The organism is Erwinia persicina, from assembly GCF_014838825.1.
Taxonomy (GTDB): Bacteria; Pseudomonadota; Gammaproteobacteria; order Enterobacterales; family Enterobacteriaceae; genus Erwinia; species Erwinia persicina_A.
The window spans coordinates 47,732-60,559 of record NZ_JACYMO010000005.1; the positions used below are offsets into that span (position 1 = coordinate 47,732).

A 12,828-nucleotide genomic window follows, 5' to 3' on the forward strand; every position below is an offset into this window, starting at 1 on the left:
CAGACCTCTGCATAATGGCTGGAAAAGATGAATAATAATCAGCGCCCTGCTTACTCCTCCGACCACGAACAATCCGATGATATCAGCGCACTGGGTAAGGCGTTTTCGCTCGGTGCATTTCGTTATATCGATATTGCCCGTCAGGAACGGCTGGCTGAAATCTATACCCGCTGGCCGTTACTGAGCGAACTGGGTGTACGACAGGAAAAGGAGGGCTAATGCCGATCGTCGCTTTGTCGGGATTACGCGGGGGAGTGGGAACCACGTCGGTCACGGCCGCGCTGGCCTGGGCGCTTCATCGGCTGGGTGAGCGGACCATTGCTATTGATTTCTCCCCGCACAATCAGCTGGGTACCCACTTTAATACCCCGGTGATGCAGACCCGTGGCTGGGCGCACAGCCTGCGCCAGCAGCAGCCGTGGCAGCAGAGCGCACTGCGCTATACCGACCAGCTCGACTTTATTCCCTTTGGCCAGATGCCGGAAGATGAACGTCTGGCCTGCATGCGCCAGCCCGAGACATTACTGGCCGGCTGGCCTGCACGGCTGGCCGCCCTGCGCCGTGAATATCGCTGGGTGCTGCTGGATATCCCGGCGGAGATGCCGGCGGTCAGCCAGGCGCTGCTACCGCAGGCCGATCACCGCCTGGTGCTGCTCAATGCGGACGGTAACTGCCACCTGCGTTTGCATCAGACCACGTTCCCGGCGCAGACCCTGTTTTTGCTTAACCAGTTTAACGCCATCAGTAAGGCGCAGCAGGATCTGCACCAGCTGTGGTTAAGCACGCTGAAGGCGATGGTGCCGCTGCTGATCCACCGCGATGAGGCGGTGGCCGAAGCGCTGCTGTGCAAACAGCCGCTGGGCGAATACCGGCCCCTCAGTCTGGGCGCAGAGGAGATCGCCACGCTGGCAAGCTGGTGTCTGATCAATCTGAAAGGGAACGCCGCATGAACCCGCTGCGCTGGCTGCTGATCCCGCCTGTCTGGCAGACATTACACCGGCGCTATCGGGACTATCGTCACCAGCGCACTCCGGCGCTGACCGCTGCGCTTCAGTGCCTGCTGGTGATGCTGGGCTGGGCGCTGCTGCGTTTTGAATCCCCGGAATGGCAGTCAGTGCGCGCCCGTCGCCGCGACCTTTATCCGCAGATCTCCCCGGAGCGCCCGCGCCCGGCGGATCTGCTGCGTTATCTGGTACAGAGCCTGTGGCTGCTGCTGTTTATACCGCTTGACGCGTCACGGCGCAGCGAGCGTCAGCGCCTCAATGCCTTCCGTCCGCTGGCGCGCTGGCGTAAGCGCTTTTATCGCGGCCTGGAGCATTTGCCGCAGCGGGCGCAGCGTAGCAGGCTGGAAACCCGGGGTGAGCGCTGGTTAACCCAGCTCCATCCGCTGCTGCGTAAGCTGCTGTTCAGCGTGGCGGTACTGGTGGCCACGGGGCTGGCCCTGCTGTGTATTTCACAGCCGTTCGACATCTGGACGCAGTTTATTTTCGTGATGGTGCTGTGGAGCGTGGCGATGGTGGTGCGACGTATTCCGGGCAGGCTGTCGACCATGATGATGATCGTGCTGTCGCTGACCATCTCCTGCCGCTATCTGTGGTGGCGTTACACGTCGACCCTCAACTGGGATGACCCGCTCAGTCTGACCTTTGGTCTGCTGCTGGTCGCGGCGGAAACCTACGCCTGGGTGGTGCTACTGCTGGGCTACTTCCAGAGCCTGTGGCCGCTGAACCGTCAGCCGGTGTCCATGCCGGAAGACGTCAGCCGCTGGCCGACCGTTGACCTGCTGGTGCCGACCTACAACGAGCCGTTAAGCGTGGTAAAACCGTCCATCTATGCGGCGCTGGGCCTCGACTGGCCGAAGGACAAGCTGACGATCTACCTGCTGGATGACGGGCAGCGCCCTGAGTTTCGTGAGTTCGCTGAAAGCGTGGGTATCCGTTACGTTGCGCGTGAAGTTCGCGATCACGCCAAAGCCGGTAATATTAACCATGCCCTGCGCACCGTCTGCTGCAGCGAATACGTGGCGATTTTTGACTGTGACCACGTGCCGACGCGCTCATTCCTGCAGATGACGCTTGGCTGGTTTATAAAAGATCCCCAGCTGGCCATGTTGCAGACGCCGCACCATTTCTTCTCGCCGGATCCCTTCGAGCGCAATCTTGGGCGTTTCCGCCGTACCCCTAATGAAGGCACCCTGTTCTACGGACTGGTTCAGGACGGCAACGACGTCTGGGATGCCACCTTCTTCTGCGGCTCCTGCGCGGTGTTACGGCGCACCGCACTGGATGAGATTGGTGGTATCGCGGTAGAAACGGTCACGGAAGATGCCCACACTTCCCTGCGCCTGCACCGCAAAGGTTACACATCGGCCTACATTCGCATTCCTCAGGCCGCCGGGCTGGCGACGGAGAGCCTGTCGGCGCATATCGGCCAGCGCATCCGCTGGGCGCGGGGCATGGTGCAGATTTTCCGCCTGGACAACCCGCTGTTCGGTAAAGGGCTGAAGCTGGTGCAGCGCCTGTGCTACGCCAATGCCATGCTGCATTTCCTGGCGGGGATCCCCCGGCTGATTTTCCTGCTGGCCCCGCTGGCTTTCCTGCTATTCCACTCGTTTATTATTTATGCCCCGGCACTGGCGATCGCGATCTATGTCCTGCCGCATATGCTGCATACCAGCCTGACCAACTCGCGAATTCAGGGACGCTGGCGTCACTCGTTCTGGAGTGAGGTCTATGAAACCGTGCTGGCCTGGTATATCGCCCGGCCGACCACCGTGGCGCTGCTCAACCCGCATAAGGGGAAATTCAACGTTACCGCCAAAGGGGGGCTGGTTGAAGAGCAGCACCTCGACTGGGTGATCACCCGCCCCTATATGTGCCTGGTGTTGATCAATGTTGCCGGGGTGATCGCGGGTATCTGGCGTATTTACACCGGCCCGACCAGCGAGGTACTGACGGTACTGGTCAGCCTGGTCTGGGTATTATACAACCTGATTATCCTCGGGGGCGCGGTGGCGGTCTCGGTGGAAGCGCGTCAGATCCGCGAGGCCCATCGCGTGGAGATGGCGATGCCTGCCGCGATTGCCCGCGCCGACGGCCACCTGCTGCCTTGTACCCTGCGCGACTATTCCGACGGCGGGGTCGGGGTGGAACTGCGTGAGGCGGACGCCCTGAACAGCGATGAGGCGGTATTTTTACTGCTCAAGCGCGGTCAGCAGGAGTTCAGCTTCCCCTGTGTGGTGCAGCGAACCTTTGGCCGCCGGGCGGGGATCCGCCTGAATAATCTCACCACACAGCAGCACGTCGAATTTATTCAGTGCACCTTTGCCCGGGCCGATACCTGGGCGCTGTGGCAGGACAGCTTCCCGGAAGATAAACCGGTACAGAGCCTGGCCGATATCGTGGTACTGGGTTTTAAAGGCTATCTGCGGCTGGCGGAGTACGGGCCCCCGCGCCTGCGCCAGCTGTTTATTGGATTAACCTCGCTGGTGGCGTGGGTGACCTCCTTCCTTCCTCATAGTGTGGGGCGCGTGCGCCGCCCCGTGACGCAACAGTGAAGATAAGACGATGATGATAAAAAAGAGCTGGTTTACCGCGCTGTTGATCGGGGTGATGCCTCTGGGCCAGGCGGAAGACATCCCGGCCCCCCCGGTGTCAGAGACTGCCCCGCCGCTGCCGGCCGCCCCGGTGCGCCAGTCGGTGCTGAATTTTGAGAAAATAGCGCCGCCGCCCGGGGCATTTTCGTTGCGGGGCACGCGGCCTGACGGGCAGATCGAATTCGGCGTACGCAGCGATGAGGTAGCCACTCAGGCGCTGCTGACGCTAAACTTCCGCCCGTCGCCTGCGCTGCTTCCCACCCTGTCGCATCTGAAAATCTACCTGAATGATGAGATGGTCGGGCTGGTCACGCTGACGGCAGAGCAGCTGGGGAAAGAGAACCAGGTGCAGGTGCCGATTGACCCGCGCTTTATCTCCGACTTTAACCGCATCCGTTTTGAACTGGTGGGCCATTACACCAACGTCTGTGAAAACCCCGCCTACAGTTCGATCTGGCTGGATATTGGTAAAGAGAGTCGTCTGGATCTGACGCTGCAAAAGCTCCCCCTGACCAATGACCTGTCGCACTTCCCGGAGCCGTTCTTTGACAGCCGCGATAACCGTCCGATGTCGCTGCCGGTGGTGTTTGCCGGCACGCCGGATCTGACGGCGCAGCGTGCTGCGGGGATCCTCGCCTCCTGGTTTGGTACCAAAGCGCAGTGGCGCGGACAGCATTTCCCGGTGCTGTACAATCAGCTGCCGCAGGATCAGCATGCGGTGGTCTTTGCCACCAACGACAGGCGGCCGGATTTCCTGAAAACCTGGCCTGCGGTAAACAAGCCGACGGTGACCATCATCAGCCAGCCTGATAACCCTTATCAGAAGATGCTGGTGGTGATGGGGCGTGACGATAACGATCTGGTCATGGCAGCACAGGGCATTGCACAGGGCGAGCTGCTGCTGCGCGGCCAGTCCTCAATTATTGAGTCGCTGAAACCGCTGGCCGACCGCCAGCCGTACGATGCCCCGAACTGGGTGCGGACGGATCGCGCCACCACCTTTGCCGAGCTGCAGCAGTATCAGGGCCAGCTGCAGTCTGATGGGATGCAGCCGTCGCCGATCAATTTCACGCTTAATCTGCCGCCTGATCTGTTCCTGATCCGCGCTCGCGGCATTGATATGAATCTGCAGTATCGCTACACCTCCCCGATCCTGAATGACAGTTCGCGGCTGGCGGTTCACCTGAATAACCAGTTTGTGCAGGACTATCCGCTGGTGGTGAAAAAAGACCGCAGTAAACAGCTGCTGCGTATTCCACTCATCCAGGGGCTGCAGGATGACTCGACCAGTCTGACCATCCCGGCCCTGCGCCTCGACGTGGTGAATCAGCTGCGCTTCAGCTTTGACTACGGGCTGACCTTTATCGGCGGGACCGCCGACGGCCGCTGTGAAACCGTGGTGCCCGTGGACAACCATGTGGTGATAGATGGCAGCTCCACCGTCGATTTCTCCGGCTATCGTCACTTTATTGAAATGCCGTCCCTGCGGGCCTTTGCTTCCGCCGGCTTCCCGTTCAGCCGTCAGGCCGACCTGGCCAGCACCCTGGTGCTGGTGAACGCCAGGCCGCAGCCGGAGCAGGTCTCTGCCATGCTGGATGCGCTGGGCACCCTGGGGGCGCAAAGCGGCTATCCGGCGCTGAAGGTGCGCCTCACCGATGACTGGTCACAGGCCAAAAATCAGGATGCTGACCTGCTGATGATCGGCAGCCTGCCCGCGGGTTTAAAAGACGACAGCAGTATCAACCTGCTGGTGGATGCCGCGAAAAGCTGGATTAACAAGCCTGTGCGCCAGCCTGCGCTGAACACGGCAGAGAGCCCGGTGGCCGATCGCCAGCCGGAAAGCCAGACCACCATCGTGTCTGCCGGACCGATGGCGGCGGTGGTGGGCTTTCAGTCGCCGTTCTTTGAGCAGCGCAGCGTAGTCGCGCTGCTGGCCGACAGTCCGCGTGCCTGGACGCTGCTGACCAACGCCATGAACGACAGCGGCAAGCGAGCGGCCATGTTTGGCTCGGTGTCGGTGATCCGTGAGTCCGGCGTGAACAGCCTGCGCGTGGGAGAGACCTATTACGTTGGGCATCTGCCGTGGTGGGAGCGTCTGTGGAACAGCCTTGCCACCCATCCGGTCTGGCTGGCGGCGCTGGCTGGGGTCGTAGTGATCCTGTTTGCGGTGCTGATATGGCGGGTAATGCGCGCCGTCAGCCGTCGTCGCCTGCACGATGAGGATGATGAAGAGTGATGCGCCGACTGCCCGGGCTGCTGCTGCCCGTTATGCTGCTGCCGTTCAGCCCGGGCAGCCAGGCAGAGGACGTTGCGCCGGTGGCGTGGCTGCTGCAGCAGGTACGCACCGGCGAGGCGACCAATAAGTACGAACTGGTCACCCAGTCGCTCTACCGGCTGGATAAGATCGCCCCGGAAAACCCGGACGTGCTGGCGGCAAAGCTGCGACTGGCGCTGCATCAGGGCGACCAGGCACAGGCCGCGCAGCTGATGGCCCGGTTGAAAAAGAACGCTCCCGACGCGGAGGCGACGCGACAGGCGGCGGCCAGTATGCTGCTGATCACCCCGGAAGGACGGCAGCAGCTGCAGCAGGCCCGCCTGCTCGCCGCTTCAGGGCGGCTGGATGAGGCGCTGAAAGCCTGGGATGCGCTGTTCAACGGCGTATTTCCATCAAACGATATCGCGCTGGAGTACTGGCGGCTGGTGGCCAGACTCCCCGGCCAACAGAGGCATGCACTGGCGCAGATGCAGGCCCTGGATCGCCAGGCGCCGGGCAATGTCAGCCTGCGCATGGCGATTGCCCAGATGCAGTTGAGTAACGATAACGTGCCGGCCGCCGTTAAGCAGCTGCAGTCCGTCGCGGAGAATCCGGCGGGCCGGACGCAGGCGGCAGAGCTGTGGCTGAGTCACATTCAGTCCCGCCCGGTCAGTGAGCAGAGCGTGGCGGAGTTAAAAAACTATCTGAAGACATTTACCCGCGATAAGCCGCATGAGGACGGTCAGGCCGAGCTGGCACGGCAGGAGAAGATGATGGCCGACCCGGCTTTCCGGCAGCGGCTGCGCGGGCTGGCCCTGATCGACAGCGGGGCCGGTGCCACGGCGATCCCCGCCCTGACGGCCGCCCTGCGCGGCGCGCCTGACGATCCGGCGCTGCTGGGGGCGCTGGGTCAGGCCTACTCGCGGGCCGGCAACCGTGCCTCCGCCGATCTCTGGTTACGCCGGGCGGTGCAGGCGGATGCCGGGGGAGCCGATATCGATAAGTGGCGGAGCCTGCTGCGCTCGAACCAGTACTGGCTGATGATTGAGCAGGGCGATAAGGCGCTGGAGACGGGGGATATCGCCACGGCGGAGCGTCTGTATCAGCGTGCCCGTCCCCTCGATCCGAAGGACGGCTATGCCCGTATTGGCCTGGGCGACGTGGCGCTGGCGCGGAAAGATAACGGCCAGGCAGAACAGCTTTTCCGCGACGCCCTGCGTGCAGATCCCGGCAATACCACAGCGGTGCGCCGCCTGGCGGGCGTTTATCAGCAGCAGTCCCCGCAGCGGGCGCTGGACTTTCTGAATACGCTGCCCGCCGCACAGCAGCGGGCGCTGGGCGACACGCTCAACCGTCTGCGCAGCAATGCCCTGAGCGATGAGGGCGACAGGCTGGGGCAGCAGGGCAGATGGGCGCAGGCGGTGGAGAAATACCGCCTGGCGCAGCCGGGTGCGCCGGATGACGTCTGGCTGAACTATCGCTACGCCGGGGCGCTGCGTGAAAATGGCCAGACCGCTGCCGGAGAGGCGCTGATGGTGGCGATGGCCCGCCAGCAGCCGCAGGATCCGGCGCAGGTTTACGCGTACGGTCTGTGGCTGTCCGGCAGCGATCGCGACGACGACGCGCTGAAGCAGTTGAACACGCTGCCGCAGGCGCAGTGGACGCCGGATATTCAGGCCCTGTCAGACCGTCTGCAAAGCCAGCGTCTGCTTGACAACATCGACACACAGATTGCACAGCATCAGCCTGCCGCCGCCCGTCGCCTGTTGCAGGCGCTGCCGCCTGCGGTGATCGCGTCCAGCGTCAGTAACGGACGCCGGGTGGCGAATGCGTGGCTCAGTGTGGGGGAAACCGACCGCGCAGCGGCGCTGTACGCCGGGTTAAAACCTGCGGCCGAAAAAGAGATGCCGTCGGAACTGAGCGCACTGGTATTCCGCGATGCGGCAAGGCTGGAAGCCGTGCAGGGCCAGCCCGATACGGCGCTGGCTGACTACCGCCAGGCGATGGTCGCCAGCGGTATTGCCGCGCAGCGGCCTGCCAGCAATGAGGATTTTACCCGGCTGACGCGGACTGACGCGCGCGACGACTGGCTGAAGCGCAGCATCCGCAGCGACAGCGCTGACCTCTATCGCCAGCAGGACACGGTGTTGACGCTGGAGGAAGACTATTCACGGAATAAGGGTACCGGGGGGATCTCCGACTTCACGGCGCATACCACCATGTTGCAGGCGGAAACGCCGTGGCACGACGGCCGCAGTTGGCTGCGGCTGGACAACGTCGACGTTTCGGCGGGCACGTTTTCCCGCAGCGGTAGCGGCAATATCACCGAGAATTTCGGTACCTGTGCCAATGATGACGCCCGGTGTGACCGGGATTTCAGGCAGCATCAGAATGGCACCAGCGTGGGTGCCGGCTGGCGCAGTGACCGCTGGTCGGCCGATATCGGTACCACGCCTCTTGGTTTCGAGGTGACCAACTGGGTGGGCGGCCTGACCTGGAACACTGACGTAGGCGATGTCGGCGTGTCGCTGACTGCTTCGCGGCGTCCTGTTTCCAGTTCGCTGCTGGCTTTTGCCGGCGCGCGCGATCCCAATCAGGCCAGCGGTAAAACCTGGGGTGGGGTGGTCGCCACCGGCGGGGCGATTGGCCTGAGTTACGACCGGGGGGAGGCACACGGGATCTGGGCCGATATCAGCGCCCACCAGATCAGCGGAACCCACGTGGCGGATAACTCACGTGAGCGGCTGATGAGTGGTTACTACTATAAGCTGATCAACGAAAATAACCGCCGTGCGACCATTGGCCTGAACGGGATGCTGTGGCACTACGCGAAAGATCTCAGCGATTACTCCCTTGGCCAGGGTGGTTACTACAGTCCGCAGAGCTATGCCTCACTGTCGGTGCCGGTCACCTGGCGTCAGCGTACTGAAAACTGGTCCTATGAACTGGGGGGATCGGTGTCCCTTTCCCATTCGAAAACCGACGCGCAGTCGCGTTATCCGTTGAGCTTCGGCGCACTGACCCGTGATAATCCGCCGGGTAGCAATGGCGGCGGTAGTGGCGTGGGCTACACGCTGCAGGCGCTGGTGGAGCGGCGGTTATCCTCACACTGGACGCTGGGGCTGGGCGTGGACATTCAGCAGGCAAAGGATTACACCCCCAGCCACGGGCTGATGTACCTGCGCTATTCCGCAGCGGGCTGGCAGGGCGATCTGGATATGCCGCCGCAGCCGCTGACACCGTATGCAGACTTTAAATAGGCCAAATCCGGATAAAAACACCAGGAAAACGCCTAAACGAACGATTGCGGTGCGTGATAGCTTAAAAAGCGTTGCCCATAGGATATACTCAGGGCTGTTTTTTTTGCCCTATATGCGCTGAACAGTAAATTCTGCGCTTCGGAGAGCAGGCTTGCGCGTCAGTCGTTCGTTAACGATTAAGCAAATGGCGACGATTTCCAGCGTTGCTGTGGTCACCATTTGCATTTTTATCGTCATACAGCTTTTTCATTTTGTGCAGCAGCGCAGGATTGACTACGCCCAGCAGATGGAGAACGTGGCGCATACCGTGCGTCAGCCCCTTTCCCAGGCGGTACTGAAAGCCGATATTCCTCAGGCCGAATTTATACTGAATTCGCTGCGCCCGGCAGGTATTCTCGCCCGCGCGGAAGTGGTGCTTCCTAACGGCTTACAGGCGCTGCATACGGATTTTGAACCAGAAAAACCCATCCCGCGTTTTATCATGGATCTGTTTGAGCTGCCGGTGCAGATCACCGTTCCGCTCTATTCGGTGCAGCCCGCCAACCCTAAGCCGCTGGCTTTTCTGGTATTGCAGGCTGATTCCTGGCGCGTTTATCAGTTTATCCTCAGTGCCGTTTCTACCATGGTCACCGCCTATCTGCTGTTGGCGCTGATCCTCTCGGTGTCGATCAGCTGGTGTATTAACCGGCTGATGGTGCGTCCGATGCGTAATATTGCCCGCGAACTGCAGGATCTCACGCCGCAGCAAGCCCTGACTCACCAGCTGGCGCTGCCGCGCTATCACCGCAATGATGAAATTGGTCTGCTGATCCGTAACTACAACCGTAATCAGCAGATGCTGGCCTCCGTGCATGATGAGATGAGCCACCTGAGCACCCGCTTTGTGGTCACCGACCTGCCCAATAAGACCCTGTTCCTGGCACTGCTGGAGCAGCATCTGCTCGCTGTGAACACCCCCGGCGCGTTTACCGTGATGGTGGTGCGCATTGAAACGCTACAGGATACTAACGGCCTGGTGACTGACGACCAACGTGATGCGCTGCTGCTCACGCTGGTGGACAAGATCCGTGGCTGTATTGATGAGCGCACAGTGCTGGCGCAGCTGTCGATCAGTGACTTTGCGCTGCTGGTGGAGCGGGCCAACAACCCGTTCCGCGGGCTGCGGCTGGCGCGTAACCTGATGCTGCGTCTGAACCAGCCGGTAACGTTACAGCATATGCAACTGCGGCCCAGCGTCAGCATTGGTATGGTGCAGCATGAAGGGGATAAGCTGAACGCCCACGACCTGTTGGGCCGGGCCACCTCGGCGATGATGTCAGCCCGCCATGAAGGGAAGAACCAGGTTCGTTTCTTCGACCCGGCACTGACCGAACGCGCGCAGAAACGGCTGACGCAGGAGCATGACATTCTGCAGGGCATCAGGGAGCAGCAGTTTGCGCTGTGGCTGCAGCCGCAAATCGATATGAACAACGGCGCGCTGGTGGGGGCTGAAGCGCTGCTGCGCCAGCGTCAACCGGATGGCAGCTGGAGCCTGCCGGAAGATCTGATTGCCAGCGCGGAAGAGATTGGCGTGATCACTGCCCTCGGGCGCTGGGTATTTGAAGAGGCCTGCCGCATTCTGGCAGCGTGGCAGCAGCAGGGCATTATGCTAACGATGAGTGTCAACCTGTCGGCCATTCAGCTGCGTGAGCCTTCCATGGTCACGCACCTGCAGGAGCTGATTGAACGTCACCGCATCTGTCCCGGCAGCCTGATGCTGGAGATCACCGAAACCGCCGACGTGGGGAAACCCGAGCAGGCGCTGCAGCTGTTGCAGGCCCTGCAAAAAACCGGGGTCGCCGTGGCGCTGGACGACTTCGGCATGGGGTACGCCAATCTGAACTGGCTGAATCAGTTTAAATCCCTGCCTATCGCCAAGCTGAAGATGGATCGCAGCTTTGTTGCGGTACTGCCGCAGGATGACACCATGGTGCGGATTGTCTCCTCTATTGCCGAAATTATGCAGCTGGACGTGATTGCCGAAGGAGTGGAAACCGCTGAGCAGCGCGACTGGCTGCTGGCTCGCGGCATTCACATTGGTCAGGGATATCTCTACTCTGAAGCGCTTTCGCTGCCGGAGTTTGCGCGTCAATATCTCTCTCATCCCTGAATTGCAGACCCGTCTCTCTGGTTTTTTTAGTTATACAAGTTTCGGCTGACGTGATTCAGCTCTTAAAAATGGCGCTATGGGGCTCCAGGGCCCGGTCAGTCGATACCAATCCTGTTAACCGGATGTTACTTTCGCGCTGTCGTTTAATGATAACAACAGCAATTAACGCGGTTAACGGATACCTTCTTTATGAAAACTTCTCTGTTCAAAAGTCTTTATTTCCAGGTACTGACAGCCATCGCCGTCGGTGTGTTGCTGGGCCATTTCTACCCTGAACTGGGTGCCCAGATGAAGCCGCTGGGCGACGGGTTCGTCAAGCTGATCAAGATGATTATTGCCCCGGTGATCTTCTGCACCGTGGTGACCGGTATCGCCGGTATGGAAAGTATGAAAGCGGTAGGGCGCACCGGTGCGGTGGCGCTGCTCTATTTTGAAATCGTCAGTACTATTGCTCTGATTATCGGTCTGGTGGTGGTGAACGTGTTGCAGCCCGGCGCCGGAATGAACGTTGACCCGGCGACGCTGGATGCCAAAGCGGTGGCGATGTATGCCCAGCAGGCGGAACAGCAGGGCATTGTGGCCTTCCTGCTGGATGTGATCCCGGGCAGTGTGGTCGGTGCCTTTGCCAGCGGTAATATTCTCCAGGTTCTGCTTTTTGCCATTTTGTTTGGTTTTGCCCTGCACCGCATGGGCGATAAAGGCACCCTGGTGTTCAACTTTATCGACAGCTTCTCTAAGGTGATTTTCGGCATCATCAACATGATCATGCGCCTGGCCCCGATTGGGGCATTTGGGGCCATGGCCTTCACCATCGGTAAATATGGCGTCGGTTCACTGGTGCAACTCGGCCAGCTGATTATCTGCTTCTATATTACCTGCGTGCTGTTTGTAGTGATCGTGCTGGGGCTGATTGCCCGGGTGGTTGGCTTTAATATTTTCAAATTTATCGCCTATATCAAAGAAGAGCTGCTGATCGTTCTTGGTACCTCATCCTCTGAATCTGCCCTGCCGCGTATGCTCGACAAAATGGAGAAGCTGGGTTGTAAAAAATCGGTGGTGGGGCTGGTGATCCCGACGGGTTACTCCTTCAACCTTGACGGCACCTCGATTTACCTGACCATGGCGGCGGTGTTTATCGCTCAGGCGACCAACAGCCATATGGATATCTGGCATCAGATCACCCTACTGGTCGTGCTGCTGCTCTCTTCCAAAGGGGCTGCTGGGGTCACCGGCAGCGGGTTTATTGTGCTGGCTGCGACGTTGTCCGCCGTCGGGCACCTGCCGGTGGCCGGACTGGCGCTGATCCTCGGTATTGACCGCTTTATGTCCGAAGCCCGCGCCCTGACCAACCTGATTGGTAATGGCGTGGCCACCGTGGTGGTAGCGAAGTGGGTGGGCCAGCTGGATGAAACACAGTTAAAAGAGACGCTGGATGCAGGGAAAAAGCGTCAAAAAACCGCCTGAAAGGTCGTCTTAAGTACTTAATTCACAAAAAATCACTGCAAATGCCCGTCGTGACTTGCCCCTCACCACGGGCATTTGCATAATAACCCTCATATTTCCATCCGTC

At 60.5% G+C, this 12,828-nt stretch carries 7 protein-coding genes; all 7 read left to right on the forward strand.

Going from position 1 to position 12,828, the window contains the following annotated elements:
• The first annotated feature begins 27 nt into the window (after positions 1 to 27).
• The 7 genes from bcsR to IFU29_RS13760 all read left to right on the forward strand — a co-directional run bounded on the left by bcsR (position 28) and on the right by IFU29_RS13760 (position 12,722).
• Positions 28 to 219, forward strand: a complete 192-nt coding sequence (gene bcsR / locus IFU29_RS13730; protein ID WP_191934414.1) for a cellulose biosynthesis protein BcsR — start codon at positions 28 to 30, stop codon at positions 217 to 219.
• Positions 219 to 950, forward strand: a complete 732-nt coding sequence (bcsQ, locus tag IFU29_RS13735) for a cellulose biosynthesis protein BcsQ (protein ID WP_191934415.1) — start codon at positions 219 to 221, stop codon at positions 948 to 950. The genes bcsR and bcsQ overlap by 1 nt, the downstream gene beginning before the upstream one ends.
• Positions 947 to 3,556, forward strand: a complete 2,610-nt coding sequence (bcsA, locus tag IFU29_RS13740) for a UDP-forming cellulose synthase catalytic subunit (RefSeq protein ID WP_191934615.1) — start codon at positions 947 to 949, stop codon at positions 3,554 to 3,556. Before bcsQ ends, bcsA begins: the two co-directional genes overlap by 4 nt.
• Before the next feature lie 10 nt (positions 3,557 to 3,566).
• A complete protein-coding gene (gene bcsB / locus IFU29_RS13745) occupies positions 3,567 to 5,831 on the forward strand; it encodes a cellulose biosynthesis cyclic di-GMP-binding regulatory protein BcsB (protein WP_191934416.1) in 2,265 nt (754 codons plus the stop codon).
• Entirely contained in the window at positions 5,831 to 9,109 is a 3,279-nt protein-coding gene (locus tag IFU29_RS13750; RefSeq protein ID WP_191934417.1) for a cellulose biosynthesis protein BcsC, read from the forward strand. The genes bcsB and IFU29_RS13750 overlap by 1 nt, the downstream gene beginning before the upstream one ends.
• Positions 9,110 to 9,260: 151 nt before the next feature.
• The gene (hmsP, locus tag IFU29_RS13755; RefSeq protein ID WP_191934418.1) at positions 9,261 to 11,258 is read left to right on the forward strand and encodes a biofilm formation regulator HmsP; all 1,998 of its coding nucleotides are present in this window, start codon (positions 9,261 to 9,263) and stop codon (positions 11,256 to 11,258) included.
• Positions 11,259 to 11,447: 189 nt separating this feature from the next.
• Positions 11,448 to 12,722: a dicarboxylate/amino acid:cation symporter gene (locus IFU29_RS13760; protein WP_191934419.1), complete on the forward strand. Its 1,275-nt coding sequence runs from the start codon at positions 11,448 to 11,450 to the stop codon at positions 12,720 to 12,722.
• Positions 12,723 to 12,828 lie beyond the last annotated feature (106 nt).